At 47.4% G+C, this 21,521-nt stretch carries 16 protein-coding genes and 1 pseudogene; 9 read left to right on the top strand and 8 right to left on the bottom strand.

The window, feature by feature from the left end; translation table 11 throughout:
- Window positions 1–59: 59 nt before the first annotated feature.
- The 5 genes from phnR to AC6R10_RS04275 form a co-directional block, all read right to left on the bottom strand.
- Window positions 60–764, bottom strand: coding sequence for a phosphonate utilization transcriptional regulator PhnR (phnR, locus tag AC6R10_RS04255; RefSeq protein ID WP_005442366.1), 705 nt, complete (start codon window positions 762–764; stop codon window positions 60–62).
- Between the two features lie 9 nt (window positions 765–773).
- Entirely contained in the window at window positions 774–2,498 is a 1,725-nt protein-coding gene (locus tag AC6R10_RS04260; protein WP_500671558.1) for a putative 2-aminoethylphosphonate ABC transporter permease subunit, read from the bottom strand.
- A gap of 8 nt (window positions 2,499–2,506) precedes the next feature.
- Entirely contained in the window at window positions 2,507–3,613 is a 1,107-nt protein-coding gene (locus AC6R10_RS04265; protein WP_500671559.1) for a putative 2-aminoethylphosphonate ABC transporter ATP-binding protein, read from the bottom strand.
- Window positions 3,614–3,761: 148 nt separating this feature from the next.
- Window positions 3,762–5,174 (bottom strand): FAD-dependent oxidoreductase, encoded by a 1,413-nt coding sequence (locus tag AC6R10_RS04270; RefSeq protein ID WP_500671560.1) that lies wholly within the window; start codon window positions 5,172–5,174, stop codon window positions 3,762–3,764.
- Between the two features lie 101 nt (window positions 5,175–5,275).
- On the bottom strand, window positions 5,276–6,286 hold the full coding sequence (locus AC6R10_RS04275; RefSeq protein WP_005384363.1) for a putative 2-aminoethylphosphonate ABC transporter substrate-binding protein: 1,011 nt from the start codon (window positions 6,284–6,286) through the stop codon (window positions 5,276–5,278).
- A 266-nt stretch (window positions 6,287–6,552) separates the two neighbouring features.
- Between AC6R10_RS04275 and phnW the strand changes: the two genes are divergently transcribed.
- The 3 genes from phnW (at window position 6,553) to phnX (ending at window position 9,954) form a co-directional block, all read left to right on the top strand.
- Window positions 6,553–7,656 carry a 2-aminoethylphosphonate--pyruvate transaminase gene (gene phnW, locus AC6R10_RS04280; protein ID WP_500671561.1) on the top strand — a complete coding sequence of 368 codons (1,104 nt, stop codon included), beginning with the start codon at window positions 6,553–6,555 and terminating at the stop codon, window positions 7,654–7,656.
- 26 nt (window positions 7,657–7,682) lie between these two features.
- Window positions 7,683–9,062: an aspartate aminotransferase family protein gene (locus tag AC6R10_RS04285; RefSeq protein ID WP_500671562.1), complete on the top strand. Its 1,380-nt coding sequence runs from the start codon at window positions 7,683–7,685 to the stop codon at window positions 9,060–9,062.
- Window positions 9,063–9,138: 76 nt separating this feature from the next.
- Window positions 9,139–9,954, top strand: coding sequence for a phosphonoacetaldehyde hydrolase (phnX, locus tag AC6R10_RS04290; protein ID WP_500626696.1), 816 nt, complete (start codon window positions 9,139–9,141; stop codon window positions 9,952–9,954).
- Between the two features lie 282 nt (window positions 9,955–10,236).
- Here phnX and AC6R10_RS04295 read toward each other — a convergent pair whose 3' ends face one another.
- On the bottom strand, window positions 10,237–11,430 hold the full coding sequence (locus tag AC6R10_RS04295; protein ID WP_500671563.1) for an acetate/propionate family kinase: 1,194 nt from the start codon (window positions 11,428–11,430) through the stop codon (window positions 10,237–10,239).
- Window positions 11,431–11,807: 377 nt separating this feature from the next.
- Here AC6R10_RS04295 and AC6R10_RS04300 point away from each other — a divergent pair, with 377 nt between their 5' ends.
- From AC6R10_RS04300 to AC6R10_RS04320, 5 genes and pseudogenes are all read left to right on the top strand, one after another.
- Entirely contained in the window at window positions 11,808–13,421 is a 1,614-nt protein-coding gene (locus AC6R10_RS04300) for a putative bifunctional diguanylate cyclase/phosphodiesterase (protein ID WP_500671564.1), read from the top strand.
- Window positions 13,422–13,785: 364 nt separating this feature from the next.
- Window positions 13,786–14,913, top strand: coding sequence for a porin (locus AC6R10_RS04305; protein WP_500671565.1), 1,128 nt, complete (start codon window positions 13,786–13,788; stop codon window positions 14,911–14,913).
- Window positions 14,914–15,083: 170 nt separating this feature from the next.
- Window positions 15,084–15,470 carry a Cu(I)-responsive transcriptional regulator gene (gene cueR / locus AC6R10_RS04310; protein ID WP_500637411.1) on the top strand — a complete coding sequence of 129 codons (387 nt, stop codon included), beginning with the start codon at window positions 15,084–15,086 and terminating at the stop codon, window positions 15,468–15,470.
- A gap of 95 nt (window positions 15,471–15,565) precedes the next feature.
- A pseudogene (locus AC6R10_RS04315) lies at window positions 15,566–15,803 on the top strand (RNA-binding S4 domain-containing protein); the annotation flags it as partial.
- Between the two features lie 436 nt (window positions 15,804–16,239).
- A complete protein-coding gene (locus tag AC6R10_RS04320; protein ID WP_500671566.1) occupies window positions 16,240–16,854 on the top strand; it encodes a response regulator in 615 nt (204 codons plus the stop codon).
- A gap of 11 nt (window positions 16,855–16,865) precedes the next feature.
- On the opposite strand, the gene AC6R10_RS04325 is transcribed toward AC6R10_RS04320, so the two are convergent.
- On the bottom strand, window positions 16,866–17,762 hold the full coding sequence (locus AC6R10_RS04325; RefSeq protein WP_500630727.1) for a LysR family transcriptional regulator: 897 nt from the start codon (window positions 17,760–17,762) through the stop codon (window positions 16,866–16,868).
- Window positions 17,763–18,065: 303 nt separating this feature from the next.
- Here AC6R10_RS04325 and AC6R10_RS04330 point away from each other — a divergent pair, with 303 nt between their 5' ends.
- Entirely contained in the window at window positions 18,066–19,844 is a 1,779-nt protein-coding gene (locus tag AC6R10_RS04330; protein ID WP_500671567.1) for an EAL domain-containing protein, read from the top strand.
- Between the two features lie 82 nt (window positions 19,845–19,926).
- Here AC6R10_RS04330 and AC6R10_RS04335 read toward each other — a convergent pair whose 3' ends face one another.
- Window positions 19,927–21,519, bottom strand: a complete 1,593-nt coding sequence (locus AC6R10_RS04335; protein WP_500671568.1) for an ABC transporter ATP-binding protein — start codon at window positions 21,517–21,519, stop codon at window positions 19,927–19,929.
- Window positions 21,520–21,521: the final 2 nt, after the last annotated feature.

The following is a 21,521-nucleotide window of genomic DNA, read 5'->3' on the forward strand; positions in this document are numbered from 1 at the left end:
TTCCTGTCTGAATAAAATAAAGGCCCCGAGATGGAGCCTTAGATAATGAGAAAATCCACTTAACGATTGAGTTCCGCCAGAGATTCAATGCTGATGGCATCGTGTCGCCAATACTCGATATCGCAATCAATCAACTCACCGTGCTGGTTATAGTTGATGCGCTCCACCACCATCGCTGGCGTGCCGGCTGTCGCGCGCAATGCTTGAGCCATTTCCCCCAACAAAGTGCTGGTTGAAATGCGGTAGCGAATCTTTTGATACGTCACGCCATAATGATCGCGATAAATGTCCGTCAGCGAATTTGATAAATCGTAGTCCAACAGGTTCGGAAACAGCTCTGGGCGAATGTAGTTTGTTACGAACACCACAGGTCTGTCTTCAAGGTATCGCACACGGTCGACTCGATACACGTCCGAGAAAGGTTGCAAGTCCAGCAAGCGCGCGGCTTGTTTGTTTGCCAAGGTTCCTTTTGCTGCGACCAACTCCGTTTTTGGCACGCGATTTTGCGCTTTCGCCATGTTCGGGAAGTTCAGAGTTTGAGTTGGATCGTAACGCAATGGCTCAGGTGAGATAAACCAACCTCGGCGATCTTCGCGATAGATTCGACCTTCCGCTTCTAGCAATGATAAAGCTTCACGCAGAGTGACGCGTGTAGTATCGAACGACTCCGCCAACTTACGCTCTGCTGGCAGTTTTTGACGCGGCGATAGCATGCCCGCTTCAATCTGTTCAACAATCGAATCTTTAATTTTTACGTATTGCACGAAGTGTCCTTATCTTTTGCGCCAAGCTTGTGTGCGATTCTCTAGCAATTTACCCAAAGTCATCTGAACAATCTTCGCAATTGCGGCAGCCATCATGATCATCACTGCCATTGCCGCTGCAGCGCCAGTTTGACCTGCATCGTCCATATTCAGAATCGAGACCGAAGCCGGAATCGTATCGGTTGAGTAAAGGAATACTACCGCAGAAGTGGTGGTCAATGCATTAACAAACAAGTAAGTCGCAATGTCCAAAATCGCAGGTAAACACACAGGTAATGTCACTTTAAAGAACAACTTGTATTGAGGAAGCTTCACCGATGCTGCTGTGGCTTCAATCTCCGATGGCAACTGCTTTAGCGCTGTCAGGGCAGTCATGTGACCTACTGTGTAGTAATGGACTACCGTGTTAATTACTAAGAATGCCATGGTGCCATACAGCACGTTCAGAGGATTGTTCGCATCATTGAAGTAAAAGATGTAACCCAAGCCAAGCACCATACCAGGAACCGCCATCGGCACCACGCTAAGCATTTGTATCACTTGACGAATTGGACCAAACGCACGCCCTTTCTCAATGCAGTAAGCACCGACAAAGATGATGGCTGTACCAATAAATGCCGTCCAACCTGCCAGCGTTAACGAGTTGAAGAATGGGCTCCAACCGTAAGTGCTCATTTCGGCAAAGTTGTAATTGTTCAACGTTAGCGCTTTGTTCCAAGGCCAGAACGTAACTAATGAGCCATACACGGCCATGCCAAGCACAGCCAACACTGCGATAGAAATGATGCTGCAGTAAACCAAACAAATGCTGTCGCGCGCTTTGTTGGGTTCTGGCTGATAAGGCACCGAGCGAGTGTCGAATAAGCTCTTCTGTTTTTTCTGTACCCAACGGTCTGCACCGAACGCCATTACCGCAGGGAATAACAGCATAATGCTGGTCACCGCACCCATAGCAAAGTTTTGCTGTCCCACCACTTGCTTGAAGATGTCAGTCGCCAGAACGTTGTAGCTGCCCCCAATCACTTTCGGCACACCAAAGTCCGTGATAACCAGCGTAAAGACGACGATAAGCGTACTGATCAAACCGAATTTCGCCGCAGGTAACGTCACCATAAAGAAGGTTTTGATGGGTGAGGTTTTAAGTGCGCGGGCTGCTTCATACAAACGGGCATCTGAAGTGCGCAGCGAAGTGGTTAAGATCATCAATGCATGAGGGAAGGTCCAGAAAATCAAACCCATCGAGATACCAATCACGCCGTAAACCGAGTTTCCTAACAACATCTCTTTGGCAATGCCTTGATTACCGAAAAGGAAGATCAAACTGATCGCCGGCAACAACGAAGGCGCAAGAATTGGCGCAGTGCCTAGGATTTGAAACAAACCTTTAAACGGCATGCATGAGCGAGTCAGCGCGTAGGCATAGCCAAACGCAAGCACACCCACTACCGAGGTCACAATCACGCCTAAAGTGAAGGTGTTACCCACCGACACCCACAAGCTTGAAGAGGAAAAGTACGTCGCAAAGTTTGCCAACCCGACAAATTCGCCATTGGTATTTTGCACACTCTTGGTCAACATTGCCCAAAGCGGCATTAAGATGAACAGCACCATCATGGTCGACAAACCAGCGAGCAAACCGAACAACACTAGGTTATCGCGGCTGACACGTCCGAGTAAGGATTTTGCTTTGTCTTGTGTGGTCAGGCTATTCATCGTCATTGTCTTCGCATCCATGTTTACACCTACGCCGCTAGCGCTTTATCAACCGAGGGCACGGCGTAACCATGCAGCCCTTCTTCAGCAAACTGGATGTAACGTACATCGCCCGCCTTGATATTGAGTTTTTGAACCGTTTCCACAGGCACATCCACGACGATGGTTTTCGTTGAGCTGTCGTTTTGCAATACGCAATCAATGCGGAAAAACGCCCCCAAAAACTCGGTAGCCGTAACTCGCACTGGTAAAGAGTTGGTGTAATTTTCAACAAACTTGATGCTTTCAGGACGCACTGCAAGGTCGAAGCGGTCACCACGTTGGATCTTACGATTAGTCAAGTTGGGCGCTGGTATCAGGGTTTCAGCAATGCGCACTTGGGAGTCGGTTGCGACTGAGGTTTCAATAAAGTTCATGCTGCCGACAAACTCAGCGACAAAGCGCGTGGCTGGTTGCTGGTAGATCTCTTGAGGCGTACCGACTTGCTCAATCACACCATGGTTCATTACCACAATACGATCCGCCATCGACAACGCTTCATCCTGATCGTGCGTAACCATGATGGTGGTGATGCCCAGCTTGCGTTGCAACTTACAAATCTCGTCACGTAAGTGAACACGTACTTTTGCATCCAGCGCTGACAGCGGCTCGTCAAGTAACAGTAGACCCGGTGACAGCGCCAACGCCCGAGCCAAAGCGACACGCTGCTGCTGACCACCAGAAAGTTGGTTAGGGAATTTCTCGCCAGAGGTTGGAAGACCAATGGTTTCTAACCAGTAATCCACCTTCTCTAACGCTTCTTTGGTCGACATGCCTTGGTTCTTCAAACCCACTGCAATGTTCTCTTGCACAGTTAGGTTCGGAAACAGCGCGTAAGATTGGAATACGATGCCGAAATCGCGCTTCTCTGGTGGTAGGAATGTGGTCTCTTGACCGTTTTGAAAGATTGCACCAGATGTTGGTAGGTCTAAGCCTGCAATGGCACGTAATAGAGTGGTTTTACCGCAGCCAGAAGGACCAAGAAAACAAACGAACTCGCCCTTTTCGATCGCTAGAGAGATTTTCTTTAATGCAGTGAACTGTCCGAACTGCTTCACTACATTTTCAATATTTAGGTAATGTTGGTTAGTTGACATAACACACGCTCCAGATGGTATATACCAAATTTAGTTTTGGAGTGTTACATCACAATGACAGATTTATAGACAAAAAATGACGAATGTAACATCGACACAAAAGAAAAAGCTGCACCTGAAAGAGATGCTGCTTCAACTCCGGTAATAGTTAACTGATTTTATCCGCCTTTCCTGCTGGACCCGCTAACTTAGCTAATTGTTTATCTATCCACAGTGGCGTTTGCCCTTCATCTTCGGCATTTTCTTTCCTACGAACAGCGTCACGTACAATCATCGCTCCGATCCAACGCAATGGTTCTGGTGGAAAATGACCTAATGGACCATTTGTCATACCACACCGTGTCCATGAATTATCAAGACCTAAAACCAATGACGATAATATTTTTCCGCCAATACGTGTTTGAGCAACACCGTTCCCCGAATACCCTAAGCCATAAAATATGTTTGATTGATTATTGAGCCTACCGAAAAATGGCAAACCGGAAACAGACCTATCTGAACCGCCAGACCAATGATAAGCAAAAGACGATTGCTGTAACTTAGGAAATAACTTTTGAAAAGATCGATTCAATAAAGGTAGATAATTGCTTGGCTGGTGAAACATCGAATCGACTCGGTTGGCGAATGAGAACTTATTTCCACCTTTACCAAGCATTAAGCGTCCATCACGACTATCCCGATAGTAGTGTACAAATATCCTTGAATCGACAACTGTCACCCCCTTTTCCGGGCCGTCTGTTTCCAGGCGTTTTACGATCGGATCGGTGATCAACATATCGGAAGACACAACTACTATGCTTCGTTTAAACTCTCTGAAATGTTCTACCATCCAAGCATTTAGAGCAATGACCACCTTATCAGCAACCAACGCACCATTGGGGGTCGTTAATTTAGCTGGTTGACCATAGTCTAGCTTGGTCATTGGGCTATTCTCAAAAACTTGGATCCCCATTTTTAACGCGACATTTCTCAGACCTCGAGCTAAAAGAGCGGGTTGAACACTAGCGGCAGCGGGTGAGTAATACCCTTCGACATGACGATCAGAGCCTGCTTTCTTGGCTACCTCCTCTCCACACTTTTGCCAACTGTTGATACCTAACCGCGTTAATTCATCAACGACAGGTTGCATTGCTCCTCTTTGAGCCTGATTGGTTGCGGTATAGTACGTACCACTTCTGTTCAAGTGCGCATCAATACCATGCTGAACACAAAATTCTTCAATTTCGTAAATGACCTTTTCAGACTCCTCGACCAACCACTTCGCTTGCTGCTCACCATACAGTTTTTTTAGAGTCGGGTACTTGGTCGACCACGTTAGCATACAGCCGCCATTCGCACCTGAAGCTCCACTCCCACAGAGCGATTTTTCAATCACTGCGATATCTTTATCGGGTTGTTGTTGCTTTAATAGTATCGCGGTCCATAACCCAGTATACCCTCCACCAACAATCGCAATATCACAAGACAGCTCCTCTTTGAGCGGGGTGTAAGTGACTCGCTCGAAGGACCCAAATTCCTGTTCAATGGCTTGCTTAAACCAATAAGAATGGTGTTGTTTCATTTTGTATATTCCAGGCGAAGTGCAGAGTGAGTGGTGATTCAACGACCAATAAAGGAAGATAATGTCTTCCTTTATTGGTAAGAGGGCAAATAGATAAATGGCTACGATTTTGGCTCCGATTTCGCGTCAAACTTCTCAGACCATGCTGCTAGGATCTCTGCACGCTTGCTGCCCATTTGCGCGAAGTCCATCTTCGCCATGTTCTCTTGAACATTAGGGAAGTTAGACACAGTCGCTTTAACTTCTTTATGTGCAACCACTGGGTACATTTCTACGTAAAGCTCGTTTGCCGCTTTAGAGATTGACCAGTCGACAACGCGCTTCGCTGCATCCGACTCTTTTACTAGACCGACTGCTTCTGATTCCCAGCCGATGCCTTTTGGTGTGATAACCGCTAGTGGTGCGCCTTGTGTTTTCAGCTTCGCGCCGCGGCTTGCCATAGAAATACCGATAGCCACTTCACCCATACCCGCTTGAACACATGGCTTAGAGCCAGAATGCGTGTAGTGTGCAATGTTCTTGTCTAAGTCACGCATGTAGTTCCATGCTTGATCTTCACCCATGTTTTGTAGCCAAGCAGAAACCTGCATGTAGCCAGTGCCAGAAGAAGCTGGGTTCGGCATTGCAATGTGACCTTTGTAAACCGGCTTTGTTAGGTCTTCCCAAGACGTTGGCTTAGGCAGGTTAAGTTGTTTCGCTACCGCTTCGTTGAAACAAACTGCGTTAAAGAACGCATCGTTACCAAACCAAGCTTGGTTTGATTGAGGGTCGTTTAGGTTCGCGTGGAGCTCTTCCAAACCTTTTGGTGTGTAAGGCTTAAGAAGACCTTCATCTTTAAGCAGTGCCATTGACGAGCCAGCCAGACCCCAAACCACTTCCGCTTGAGGGTTGTTCTTTTCTGCCAGCAATTTCGCCGTCATGATACCGGTTGAATCGCGAACCCACTTAATCTTGATATCTGGGTTATCTTTCTCAAACGCAGACTTGTATTTAGCAAGAATGTCAGTTTCGAAAGCGGTGTAAACCGTGACTTCCTGTGCTGCCATTGCATTCGTAGCTAGCAGAGAGACAAGTGCAGCCAGCGATCCTTTCATCAAACGGTTTTTCATCATTTTCTCCAGTTAATTTGGCTAAGTTTTAATTTGGTCTGTACCAGTTGACGATAACCACCCTACTGAGCCTTTGTGACGAAATTATGACCATTAAATGGCAGTTTTACGAAAATTTTCGATGAATAATCGTTCAATTGATCCGCCATTTTCTGGATATTAAAGTTTTATGAAATTGGAGATTCGCCTATTTACTGCCCTTTTCTTCCTCGCTAGAGTGAACTCGAAGCTTGGTGTAGACCAATTAATCTATTCTGATGGAAATCGAGATGAAAAACGAATACCTACTACTGACTCCAGGTCCTCTATCTACTTCTGAAACGGTACGTGAAGCCATGCTAAAAGACTGGTGTACTTGGGATGATGAATACAACAAAGACATTGTAGAAGTGATCCGCACTAAGCTTGTAAAACTGGCGACGGAGCAAGACGGCTACACCAGCGTACTAATGCAAGGTAGCGGCACCGCATCAGTCGAAGCAACGATTGGCAGTGCCATTGGCAAAGATGGAAAGTTGTTGGTTGTCGACAACGGTGCTTACGGTGCGCGTATCGCTAAGATCGCTGAATACCTAAATATTCCATGCCATGTCGTTTCCCCTGGCGAAACATCACAGCCACACTTGAACGAGGTGGAAACTGCATTGGCATCGGATCCTGCGATCACACACGTGGCAATTGTTCACTGTGAGACAACGACTGGCATGCTGAACCCAATTGAAGCATTTGCTTCTGCGGCAAAAGCACACGGTAAAGTAGTGATTCTCGATGCCATGTCAAGCTTTGGTGGCATTCCTATCGATATCGCAGAGCTAGGCATCGATTTTATGATCAGCTCTGCAAACAAATGTATTCAAGGCGTACCGGGTTTTGGCTTTGTGATTGCAAAACAAACTGAGCTCGAAAAGTGCCAAGGTCAGGCACGTTCTTTAAGCCTTGATCTTTACGACCAGTGGCACTGCATGGAAGTGAACCACGGCAAATGGCGTTTCACGTCTCCAACGCACACGGTTCGCGCTTTCTACCAAGCATTACTAGAGCTGGAACAAGAAGGCGGCATTGAGGCTCGTCATCACCGTTACCAAACTAACCAGAAAACACTGGTTGCAGGTATGCGTTCTCTGGGTTTCGAACCACTACTGAGTGATGATCTGCACTCGCCAATTATCACTTCTTTCTACTCTCCGACGCACAGTGATTACCAATTCAAAGCGTTCTACACGCGTTTGAAAGAGCAAGGTTTTGTGATTTATCCAGGTAAGGTATCGAACGCAGATTGCTTCCGTATCGGCAACATTGGCGAAGTTTACCCAGCAGATATCGAGCGCTTAATCGGTGCGATTGAAAAAGCAATGTACTGGCAAGTTGCGTAAAGCAGCCTTCTGATTGAGAGAGCGTTATGACTCAGAATATCAAATCGACTCATTTTCGTAGTGAAGGCGATGTCAACACAACACCAGCGCGCCAAGCTTGGGATGCATCGATGGACGACGAACGCACGCAAGCATTATTGAAGCGTGATTCGGAGGTCTTTCTTCATCAAGCCATGTCGACGCCTTGCTTAGATACCTTGGAAGCAGCAGAAGGCATCTACATCCAAGATGCCACCGGCAAAAAGTACATGGACTTTCATGGCAATAACGTCCACCAGATAGGCTATGGTCATCCGCATGTGATTCAACGTGTGCAAGAGCAAATTGCCAAACTGCCGTTTTCACCACGTCGTTTTACCAATGAAACTGCGATTGAATGTGCCGAAAAACTCACCCAAATCTGTGGCGGCGAATTGAACCGCGTGCTGTTTGCTCCGGGTGGCACATCTGCGGTTGGTATGGCTCTTAAATTAGCACGCCACATCACGGGCAACTACAAGGTGGTGTCGTTGTGGGATTCCTTCCACGGTGCATCATTGGATGCCATTTCAGTAGGTGGCGAAGCGTGTTTCCGCCAAGGTATGGGACCATTAATGGCAGGTGTTGAGCGCATTCCACCAGCCGTATCTTACCGTGGCGCTTTCCCAGTTGCCGACGGTAGCGATGTGCATTATGCCGACTACCTTGAATACGTGATTGAGAAAGAAGGCGGCGTGGGCGCGTTTATCGCAGAAGCAGTTCGAAACACGGATGTTCAAGTGCCGAGCAAAGCCTACTGGAAACGCATCCGTGAAATCTGTGACAAACACAATGTCATGCTGATCATCGACGATATCCCTAACGGCATGGGTCGCAGCGGTGAATGGTTTACCTACCAAGCCTACGACATCGAGCCAGATATGCTCTGCATCGGTAAAGGTTTGGGCGGAGGCTTAGTGCCTATCGCAGCCATGGTAACCAAAGACAAATACAACACCGCCGAGCAAATCTCCATGGGTCATTACACTCATGAGAAAAGCCCTATCGGTTGTGCTGCAGCACTGGCAACCATGGAAGCCATTGAACAAGACGGCTTGCTAAATAAAGCCAAAGCCGACAGCCAGTTCATGCGCGAAAAGCTGCTAGAGATGAAAGCCAAGTACCCAGTGATTGGTGATGTGCGTGGCATCGGCATGTTGTGGGGCATTGAGCTGGTCACCGACCACGAAAGCAAAGCACGCGCGTATGACGAAGCGGAAGCTGTGCTTTACCAATGCCTCAACAATGGCTTGAGCTTCAAGGTATCGCAAGGCAATGTGATTCAACTCAGCCCACCGCTGATCATCACTCGCGAACAACTGACAGAAGCGTTGGCGATCTTCGAAGAAGCCATCGCCAAAGTGTGCAAAGACTTTAACTACTTCTAACCTCAAAACCAATTGATTCAGAGCGCAGTTCCGACGTGTAGGCAAGCGCTCTGGCAAGCAAAAAAAAGGATTGAACATGAGCAACTCACCAATTCAAGCAGTGATCTTTGACTGGGCTGGCACTATCGTCGATTTCGGCTCTTTTGCGCCAACCAGCATCTTTGTGGAAGCATTCAAACAAGGCTTTGATTTTGAAATCGACCTTGAAGAAGCGCGCGAACCAATGGGTCTTGGTAAGTGGGATCACATCCAAGCTGTGGGTCGTATTCCTGCGGTTGATAAGCGTTGGAATGAGAAGTTTGGTCGCTCAATGACCAGCGAAGACATCGACGCTATCTACGCAGCATTTATGCCTCTGCAAAAAGCAAAAGTGGCTGACCATGCAGACCCAATCCTTAATGCGATTGAAGTTGTGAACGGTCTGAAAGACAAAGGCATCAAGATCGGTTCTTGTTCTGGTTACCCTCGCGAAGTGATGGACGTGCTGATTCCAGTGGCAGCGGATTACGGCTACAAGCCAGATTACGTAGTAGCAACGGATGATCTGCCGCAAGGTGGTCGCCCTGCACCATTTATGGCACTGAAGAACGTGATTGAGCTGAATGTTACTGACGTTAATGCGTGTATCAAAGTGGATGACGCAGCACCGGGTATCGACGAAGGTCACAACGCCGGTATGTGGACCGTTGGCTTACTGCTTTCTGGTAACGAAGCAGGTCTAACGTTCGAAGAATACCAAGCCGCGGACGAAGCAACGCTTAATGCTGCTCGTGAAAAAGCGCGAGCAAAATTGCTCAAGAGCTCGCCGCACTACCTCATCGATACGATCGCAGACCTCCCTAGTGTGATTAAAGATATCGAGAGACGTTTGTACGTTGGTGAACGCCCTTAGTGTGTATTGGTTCTGACTAGATCTGATACTTCAATTTCAAAAGAAGACAGTTACCCACTTTGACTGAAGGCGCTGCATCCGCAATCAAAGTGAGTAACTCTGATGCTTCATACTAATCACCAAACTACCACTATCTAAACTCATCCTTACTGCGATTTAAAGACATCAATAAAGCGAGTGATGAGTGCTCGCCATTAGCGGACTTTGCGATGGTTGATCCAACATTAAGAAACAAAAAAACGAGCACCAAGCTCGCTTTTAACTATCTGTTTTTGTGATTAATTACAGCAACTCAACCGACTGCTGAGCAATAACAAATTCTTCGTTGGTTGGAATCACTAGGGCGAGTGCGTTAAGCAGCTCAGACTTACCAATGATACCCGCGTTGCCAAAGCGTGCGTCTTCGTTACCCTTCACATCTTCGACAAAGCCAAGTAGACCTAGGTTGTTTAAGATCTCACGGCGGATATCCAGCGCGTTTTCACCGATACCACCGGTGAAAATGACCGCATCTAGACGGTCGAGTGGGATCAGGTATGAACCGATGTATTTGGCAACGCGGTAGGTGAATACCTCGAATGCCAATTTCGCGCCTTCGTGGCCCTCTTGCATTGCTTGAAGAATACCGCGCGCGTCAGAAGTCACACCCGATACGCCCAAGAAACCTGATTTCTTGTTCAGCGTTTCAAAAACTTGCTCTTGGGTCCAACCTTTTTTCATTAGGAACTCGATGATACCTGGGTCTAGGTCACCGGAACGTGTACCCATCATAAGGCCCGCTAGCGGAGTGAAACCCATTGAGGTATCGACTGATTGACCATCTTTGATGGCACACACAGACGCGCCGTTACCCAAGTGAACGGTGATGAAGCTGCACGACTCGACGGGTTTATCCAGCATTTTTGCCGCTTCTCGGCTAACGAAGTAGTGACTCGTACCGTGGAAGCCGTAGCGACGAATACCGTATTGTTTGTACAATTCGTTGGAAATTGCGCCTGTAAACGCTTTTTGTGGCATGGTTTGGTGGAACGCAGTATCGAACACGGCAAACTGTGGCAGTGCTGGGAAAGCGTCTATCGCCGCTTTAATGCCTTTCGCGCCAGCAGGGTTGTGCAGTGGAGCAAGATCAGAAAGGTTTTCGATCTCTGCCAGCACGTCTGCATCAATACGAACCGTTGAGGTGAATTTCTCACCACCATGAACAATGCGGTGACCCACAGCGACCAAATCCTTGTCCAGACCTAGCGACTCGATGAGTAATACAATACGATTAATTGCATGCTGATGATGGTTGTCTGGCGCGTCAATCACTTCTTCTATTTTCTCGCCATTAAACTTCCAACTGATGGTCGCTTCGGGCAATCCAAAGCATTCACCCAAACCGGAAACGATTGCGTCACCAGTGGCAGAATCAATCACTGCGAATTTTAGTGAAGAACTGCCAGAGTTAATCACTAGAACGTACGAATTAGACATGGGGGAGAGTTCCTGTTTCAACGTGAGTGGGGAAAGCCGTCTGCTTCATCTACTTAAAATCATTATTCAATATTTTTTTAATCTTTCAACTAAATTTATCAACATTAAACAAATCAGATAAAATTTATTGATCTGCCGCAAAGTCTGAATTTTTTCTTAGCTAAAAATTAATACAAATTGTCACCGACTTTAGGCTCTATAGAGTGTTCTTATCTGACAAAAGGCAAGCGTAAACCCTAAATGTTGCAAACATCGGATGAGACGCCGTTTGGTATTCCCGCGAGAACATGCCTACACTTTAAAAAAGCAGTGTTCAGTCAATTGCGTACCCGTGATGCTGCCCTACTTTGCTGTTAATCCGCTGATGAGAGATAAATGTGTCAACCATTGCGATAAGCTTTATTGCCCTTGGCATTCTCCTACTCGCCGCGAGCCTTGCGACCGCGCGTGAGATCTGCAACAACACTCGCTACATTGGTTGGCGGTTGCTGACATTACTGATCTTTCTATTTATCGCTGGCTATAGTGCCATTTTCCTTATTTTGCTTAATGACAGTGATGTCGGTCATGTGATGTTTGCACTCAGCAGCATTCTTTTTGCCGGCAGTGTGTTCGTCTTTATGGTGACGCGTTTTAGTTTAAGCAGTATTTCTCGCCTAAAGGATTTGGCCGAGCAAGAGAAATACAACTCACTGCATGACTCGCTCACCGGGTTGCCCAATCGCAAGTACTGCATCGACGCCTTGGATGAATACATTGTCAACGGGCGCACTTTTCAGTTTCTGCTGCTCGATATTGTCAACTTCAAACAAGTCAATGATGGCATGGGCCATTTTTGTGGTGATCAACTCTTGATTCAAATCGGTCACAGATTGAGTGCCTTGATGGGCCAAGATGCGATGTTGGCGCGTCTTGGTGGTGATGAATTTGCGGTGATTGCCAAGCTCGAGCATCGCACAGAAGGGCTTAAATTGGCCAAGAAGATCAACAAAGCGTTGAGCCAACCCTTTCTGCTCGAAGGGTTTGAGCTGACAAGCAGCGCGGCGATTGGCATAAGCCGCTTTCCCGATCATGGGCTTAGCGCCGAAGCGCTGATGAAATCCGCTGATATGGCGATGTATTGGGCGAAAAATAACGGCAACCTTATTGCCCATTATGATGAGCGGATGTACCAAGGGGCGAAACAAAAGCTGCAGATCTCACGTCAGATTGATGCGGCACTCGAAAGCAACGAGTTCCAAATTTTCTATCAACCGATCATCAATAGTAAAAAAGAGGCTGTGTGTGGTTATGAAGCCCTGATTCGTTGGATAAAAGATGACGGTACGGTGATTAGCCCCGTCGACTTTATCCCTATTGCCGAGCAGAGCCACAAAATCGTTTCAATCACCAATTGGGTGCTAAAACGAGTGACGCGGGATATTGCGCAATTTCAGCAAAGTGGCATTCATTATCCTGTTCACATTAACCTGTCCGCCAAAGATTTGATGGGCCAAGGTTTGGTCAATCAACTGCGTGAATTGGTCGACGAACACCCAGCGATGACCGATTACATCGTACTGGAAATAACGGAAAGTACCGCCATCAACCGTTTGCACAGCCCAGAGAAACTGCTCTCTTCGATTCGGGCGTTAGGGTTCAAAATCAGCTTGGATGACTTTGGTACCGGCTACTCTTCTCTCTCTTTATTGCGTGACTTGCCCGTCGATCAAATCAAAATCGACCGCTCTTTTTTGTATCAACTGGACACCAATGATCGCAACGACTCTATTGTCGCCAACGCCATCACGTTAGCGCACGGTTTAGGGTATACCGTGGTTGCCGAAGGCGTGGAAGATCAATCTGTGCTTCGCACACTGAAAGGCTATGGCTGCGACTATATCCAAGGGTATTATTACAGCCCAGCCATGGCGCTTGACCAAGCCATTCGTTGGACTCAAGACCACACGACTCAGACGGCTGCCCCACTCACTCAATCCCATAGCCTCTAGCAAGGGGCTCAAACCACCGTTCAAAAGGTTATGTTTGTAGAGATTGACAGGTACAACCAGTTAGCTAAAGGTAAAATTTCGCACCCACTCATTCATGGCTCAGATGAGAAAAAAGCAGCACAAAACCCACCATATTCACCTTCACCTAAAAACATTCTAAAAATAACCAATAAAAAATATAAAAACACAAAACAACACCAGTAAGTTATTGTTTTTGAATGCAATTTCAAATATCTAACGTTTTATCATGTTTTTGAGAGCTTCATCGAACTTTCAAGATAAAGTGCATCCCACGTAATCAAACGTGATAACCCGCTCATTTCGTTACGTTTATCGAATGGGCTGATTCAATATGGACTTTATGATGAAAAAAACGATTCTTGCAGTAGCCATTGCATCTCTTTCTTCAACAGCAATGGCAGTTGAGCTTTACAACAACGACGGCACGACTTTCGCAGTTGGCGGCCACGTATCAGTTAACCTTAACGGTTCTGAGCAAGGCGACACTGGCGTTGGCTCGAACTCTCCACGCATCAACTTCACCGCTACTCAAGACCTAGGCAACGGCTTCACAGCTGACGCTCGCGGCGAATGGCAACTGAACTACCTAGACGGCGGTGACAACACTTTCACAACTCGTCTTGGTTACGTTGGTTTAACTCATGAAGATTTCGGCCGCGCAGTCGCAGGTACTCAGTGGGCACCTTACTACGACGTAGCAGGCGTTGCAGATATGCCAATCGCGTTTGCTAACGACTTTATCTACGACAACCACGGTGTATTTGGTACTGGTCGTGGCGAAAACATGATCTCTTACCGTAACGGTATTGATCTAGATGAAGCAGGCGCACTAAACTTTGGTCTTGCTTGGCAAGGCAGCCAAACCACTTACGACATCTACACTGACGAGGTGTCAGATGTAACAGGTGACACTAACGCGTCTGTAAAAGTTGGCTACAAAACTCAAGTTAAAGATCGCGTTCAAGCTACAGTAAGTTACGAGCTAATGGGTGCAAAACTAGGTTATGCATACAACAGCGGCGACATCAAAATGTTTGGTGAAACGGAGACAGCTCAGTCTCACGTAGTATCAGCTGCGTACGGCACCTACGGTAAAGGCTTGTATGTTGCAGGTGTTTACGCTTCAAATGAATTTATGCAATCAGGCTCTGAAACATACAAAAACGACACTGCTAAAGGTGTAGAGCGTTTCCTTATGGAAGAAAGTACAGCATACGAGTTCCTTGTAGCTTACGCTCTACCAAACAGCCTAAACTTCAGCATCAACTACGAAATGGTTGAAGGCAAAGAAGATAAATCAAGCTCTAGCAAAGAAACCCTTCGCGAAGAGATGGCTCTACAAGTTGAATACAACTTCAAGCCAAACTTCGTAGGTTACACTGCTTACCAGTTTGACCTAAACGACAAGCCACAAAACGTGAAAGTTGAAACTAACGACATGTGGGTTATCGGCGCACGTATCTACCTATAAGTTCTAGGTAAACGACTGTCCTTATTTGCTGGCGAATATTGCTAGCTATGCTCATCCCTTTCGGGGTGAGCTTTTTCGTTTTGGGCCCAAGATATTTTGGGCACTAGATAGGTGCATCAGCGATCATTTCGTAGTACAACATAGCCAAACATGAGACGAAAGGAGAGCGCATGAACATTGGCAGCGTCGCAGAACTGACTGGCCTATCCAGCAAGTCTATCCGCCTGTATGAAGAAAAAGGCCTCATTACCCCGCCAAGTCGCAGTGATTCCGGCTATCGGGAATATGGCGAACAACAGGTTCAAGAGCTGAACTTAATCTCGAGAGCAAAAAACGCCGGTTTCTCTTTGCAAGAATGTAAGGAGTTCGTCCAACTGGCGCACAACCCGCAGCGTAAAAGCAGTGAAGTGAAAGCCAGAGCACAAGTCAAACTGGATGAAGTACAAAACAAGCTTCGCCAGTTGCAAGAGATTGAAAAGCAGCTCAAAGAGTGGGTCGCTGCTTGCCCAGGAGATGCGAGCAGTGAATGCCCGATCATTAAAGATTTAACGCAATAGATTGCATCTTTGGTCGATGCCAGTACACTGCGCGGCACGATTGTAGTAATAGTGATGCAAGAAACGTGTAGCATCAGGATTTGTGAGAACCCATTATGTCTGAGTATGAGTCAGAAGAGATTGAAATTGAAGCGATCGGTATTGAAATCGACTCGCAACCTATTGAGCTTTATAAGATCTTTAAAATCGCCAATCTCGTCAGTGGTGGCGGTGAAGCCAAGCACATTATCTCTGAAGGCTATGTCGCGGTGAATGGTGAAATAGAAACGCGCAAACGCCGCAAGATCATGGACGGCGATTTGATTGAGTTCAATCAGCAGTACTACATCATCATTTGTGCTGATGGTGAAAATAGCGGTGTCAACGACTACTACTACGCTGATGACACAGGCGAAGAGCACGACATCGAGCATTCGATGGATGCCACGCAGCCAAGCGCACTGGAACTTGAGGAAGACCGATCCGTCTCCCCGAATCGGGCGTCAGCAACGGCCACTGAACAGAGCCCTTCACGCAAGCCTGAACCAGCGAGCGCACAAACATCATCGACACCCGATAAGCCAGCACCAAGCAAAAGTGGCGGACGTAAGTCGATCGACTTCTTCTAAGAGATTGATAAGGTCGGCATGTTGACCCGTTGACATGCCGCTGACTGACTTTCCGAAACGGAAATTCCTCTTTTCCACACCGTCTTTCAGATTTGGATTACATTAACGCCATCGATTAGTGCATGGATGCGTTTCACGTAAATCAATAAGAGAGATAAAAGATGAACGCACAGCTCAACACACCGTTTACCACACTCATCATCGACCGTCAGCCCATGTTTCAAGAAGCGCTTACTCAGGTCATTGAGACACTTTTTCCGAATGCACAGGTGGAAGCGACCAGCTCGTCACTCAGCGCACTGCAATATTTGCGTCAACACCCCTGCCATTTGGTGGTGCTTGATGTTGAACTCGACAACTCTGACGGTTTTGAATTTGTCCGCCGCGCCCGAGCTCGCGGTTACACAGGCAAAATTGTGTTTGTCTCGGGCCACCATCACCCACTCTATTCCGATACGGCGCATAAAGTTGGCGCCAATGGCTTTGTACTAAAAACAGAATCGAGTACCACTATTGCCGAATCGATCAATAGTGTGGTGCGTGGCTACTTGGTTTTCAAGCAAGACGCTGAGCAAAGTGCAAAACATCCGGCGCTTTCAAGTCGAGAAACCATCGTTCTCAACTACTTGATTCAAGGCTACTCGAACAAGCGGATTTCTGAGCTGCTCTCTTTGAGCTCGAAAACCATTAGCACCTATAAGACCCGCATTCTCGATAAATACCAAGTTGAGTCCATCATCGAGTTGACTCGTCTGCAAAGTCAGCTCGCCGCCTAAGTACGATAGATTTAACCGGAGAACACGTGCTGCTTGAGTTTACTCACCAGCAGATCGTGTAATGGGCTCCCTCGATTCTTTAAGCGAGATATGCTGACAATCGGGGGCAGCGGCGTTCCCATAAGGCTGTCAGGGAGCACAGTCACCGCCAGATTTGGCCGCTTGGTCAGCGCGGGAAGCTTAGGTAAGAAAGCAGCGCACTCGATTTCATCAAGTACCTCAAACAAACAGGTCATATTGTCTACGGTCGCGATGTCATTAATGGCAATGCCGCGCTCTGCCAATGCCACTTTGGTGGCGGCTTTCGAATGCTGCCACCCTTTCATTTCCATTAATACAAACGGCATCGCAAGCAAATCGTCTAGAGTTCGCCCAGCATAGCGCTTGGCGCAGATAATACTGGCATCACACTGCCCGAGCCTGTGCTGGTAGAGGTTCTTCGTCAAGTCACCGTTAAAGTATTGAACGCCAATATCGACTTTATCGTCAAGAATGTGGCTGACCGAATAGTCATTCCAAGTGGTGATATCAATCGGCGCGCGTGGGAACGTGTCGAGCAAGTCAATCAGAAGATCTTTACCTACCAAATATTGCACCACGCTCGGCAAAGCGATTTTTATCGGCTTTTGATACAACTGAGGTTCAAACGTTTTGTCTTGTACCGAATATTGGATAAGCTCCAATCCTTGCTCAACACCAGGCAAAAGCTTGAGCGTGAACTCAGTGGGCTCAAACTCGTGTGCTCCTCTGACAAATAAAGGGTCACCAAGCTGCTCTCGCAACTTAGCGAGATGCTTACTAACTGCACTTTCGGTTTTTCCCAACTCTTTTGCGACCGGTTTTAACTGCTTATGTTTCGCCAACAGCAGCAATACTTTAAGTAAATTGAGATCAAGCTGAGACTTCATAATAAGAGACGAGTTTGATAGTTTTGGATAATGCCACCGTAGCACAATCCACTATACTCGCCAATGCGCAGCGCCTTAGGTGATTCTCTTCACACATTCATCAATATTATTGAATAATCACTCAATAATATGGTCTATTCACTGCATCTATATCAAAATTAATAGAGAATCGTTATCAGTTAACGCGCTTCTTGTTGGCAGTAGCATCAAATGTATGAAACAATGTTCAAAATTTTTGCTTAACGCAGATAACCACAATAAAATCAATGATTAAGCAATCTAAGGTTAGGTCTTTATTTCGATATGTCTAAGTACACCATCCACAGTCTGTTTGATACGCTCAAAGCTGCAGAAGAGGCTGAAAGCGGCGGTGCGGTAGAGTCGATTGACCACGACGCTGAGCATCCTCTCTCTGGCGCTCAGCTCGACGGCCTAATGGACAACCACTTTAAGCACATGTTTGATGTGTTTAATGACGGTATCTTTTATATGTCCGACAATGAACATGTCTGCTTTTATAGCCCCTCCTTTTATCGCCGATTTGGCATCAATACTGGCCATTCTTGTTTGAATGAGTGGCTGAAACTGGTGCATCCATTGGACAGAGAAATGCTCGATGGTCGCGTCGATGAGCATATCGCGCAAGACAACCTCAAAATGACCACGCAATATCGTATTCGCGCTACCACCGGCGACTACGTTTGGCTAGAAGCGACGTCTATCACCAAAACCATCAACGGTAAGCGTTTTATGGTTGGGTGCCACAAAGACATCTCACAACAAAAAGATATGGAAGCGTTTTTACGTCACACGTCGCTGTTTGATATTCCGACGGGCCTTGCCAACGAGCAAAAACTGACACTCGATCTTAACCAGCTGACCGCGCCGGAGGGCGAACAGTATCATCTACTGAATATCCATGTTAGCGATCTGCGTACCTACCTTAGCCTGTATGGCTCACAGAGTATGCGCGATGTGCTCAATCATCTGTTGATCAGCCTAAAAACATTGCCTGATGTGTTGGTGGATATTTACCGTATTCGTTCCGATGACTTTGTGATTCTGTGTAAAGGTGACTACACCACCGGTGCACTGAACGATCTCGCCCAGCGCATTATTACGCAGTACCAAGATGCGCTCAACGAACAGGGCGTGTTGTACGGCCGTGATATGGTGATAGGCATCTACCCTAACTTCCCTACCGATGCCGCGCCAGAAGATACCCTTAAAATCGCTGCGCGTACCTGCCACTTTGCAGTGGAACAAGGTGACGGAATCATCAGCGTTTATGATGACAAAACCAAAGATAAGGTCGATCGCCACTTCTACATCGAACGTGAACTTGGTGAGGCAATTCAAGGTGAAACGCTGAACGTGAAGTTTCAGCCTATTATTTGTACCCAGCAAAACCGCGTGGCCAGCTTTGAAGCACTCGTACGCTGGAAAAGCCGCGAGATGGGGGAAATTTACCCCGACGAGTTTATAGCGCTAGCGGAAAAGAAAGGCTTAGTGTCTGAATTGGGCTACTTTGTGTTTGCCAAAGCCTGCGAGTTCATCAAAGCCTACTCACAGCAGCATCAATCGGGCGTTCGGGTGAACATCAACGTGTCCGTATTGCAGTTACTGCAACAGGATTTTCCGAAAAAAATTAAAGCCATGGCAGACCACTACGGCGTGCCTACCAGCAGCATTGTGCTAGAACTGACAGAAACCATCATCCTAGATGGTAATCAGAGCGCTTTTGACCAACTTTATCGCCTCAACGGTTATGGTTTCTTACTCTCGTTAGACGATTTCGGATCCGGCTACAGCTCTCTCAATAGCTTTTTTGACCTGCCGCTAAAACAGATCAAAGTCGACAAATCCATCGCGTGGCGCTCACTGCAAAATCCTGCCACCTTCGAGTATCTCGCCTTCATCACTAAGCTGTGCAAAAGCTACAGCGTCGATATTGTCATTGAGGGAATAGAGAGCGCCGAAATGCAGCGAATCTTCACAGATATGGGCGCGTCCTACTTGCAAGGCTATTGGTTTTCAAAACCGCTCTCTCTGGCAAGCGCCAGCCGCTACACCACCATTTAATCGCGACAGGGCGGTACTACATCGTTTGGCCAGCCCACTGATACTGGCCCCAATAGCTTGCTATATAAAACACGCTGACTCGCTAAAACGACGACAGCGAGACCAGCTCCTGCGTATAAGGGTGAGCGGGAGAGGTAAACAGCTGCTGCGTCTCCCCTTGATCGACAATCTGCCCCTGTTTCATCACTATGGTGTAATGGCACAAGGATTTCACGACATTGAGATCGTGGCTAATGAACAAATAGCTCAGCTGATACTTCTCTTGCAGCGATTTGAGCAAATCGAGCACTTGAGCTTGCACGGTTCTATCGAGTGATGAGGTCGGCTCATCAAGTAAAATGAATTCTGGCTTGAGTACCAACGCCCGAGCGATGGCGATACGCTGACGCTGCCCACCGGAAAACTCATTGGGGTAACGGTGACGAGTGTTCGGATCCAAATCCACTTCTTTCATCACTGCGCAGATTTGTTCGTCTATCTCTTCATCACTCCATTGCTTGTGCACGCGCAGGCTTTCCCCAATCACCTCAGCCACCGACATTCTGGGGTTAAGCGCAGAGAATGGGTCTTGAAACACCACTTGCATTTTGCTGCGAAACGGCAGCATACCCGCGCGATCGAGCGTGTCCAATGCGTGTCCTTGATACTCAATATGCCCTTGCGAGTGGACCAGTTTGAGAATCGCCATACCTGTGGTCGATTTCCCCGAGCCACTCTCGCCAACCAATCCAATGGCGTGACCTTTGCGTAAAGTAAAGCTCATCTCTGTCACGGCTTTCACGTGATCCACTACCCGCTTAAACAGACCACCCGTGATGGGAAACCACACTCTCAACTGATCCACTGTCAACAAAGCGGGCGAGTCAGGTTCAACCGGAACAGGTAAGCCTCTCGGGTCTGAGTGAATCAGCTTTTGCGTGTAGGGGTGGGTCGGGTTTTGAAAGATCGCTTTGCACTCCCCCGTCTCGACTAAATGTCCGTGTTGCATGACGGCCACTCGGTCCGCAATACGGCGAACGATACTCAGATCATGAGTGATAAACAGCATCGCCATGCCCATCTCTTGTTGCAGCGCTTTGAGCAGATCCAGAATTTGCGCTTGGACAGAGACATCGAGCGCTGTTGTAGGCTCATCGGCAATCAGCAGCTCAGGCTCATTAATTAACGCCATCGCAATCATTACGCGCTGACGTTCTCCCCCCGACAACTCATGCGGATAGGCCTGTATTTTTTGCTCAGGATGACGAATTCCGACTTTTCCTAGCCACTCAATGGCTCGCTGTTGCGCTTGAGTCGTACGCATGCCACGGTGAATCGCTAAGGTCTCAACCAGTTGTTTGCCCACCTTATGTAGCGGATTTAACGACACCATAGGCTCTTGGAAAATCATCCCTATTCGACCGCCGCGAATACCACGTAACTGACGCTCCGAACAACTGAGCATGTCAATGCCATCAAACTGAATACGGCCTTCTAGATAATGGGCTGAACCTTTTGGCAACAGCTTGAGAATCGAATTGGCTGTCACCGACTTACCTGAGCCGCTCTCGCCGACCAAGGCGAGCGTCTCCCCTTTGGCGACATTGAGTGACACTTGATGGGTGACGGTCAGAGGCGCATCACCGGCGCCAAAGCCCACCGATAAACCGTCTATGTGTAAAATAGGAGCACTCATGA

This window comes from Vibrio sp. R12-SG2-ISO1, from assembly GCF_059834045.1.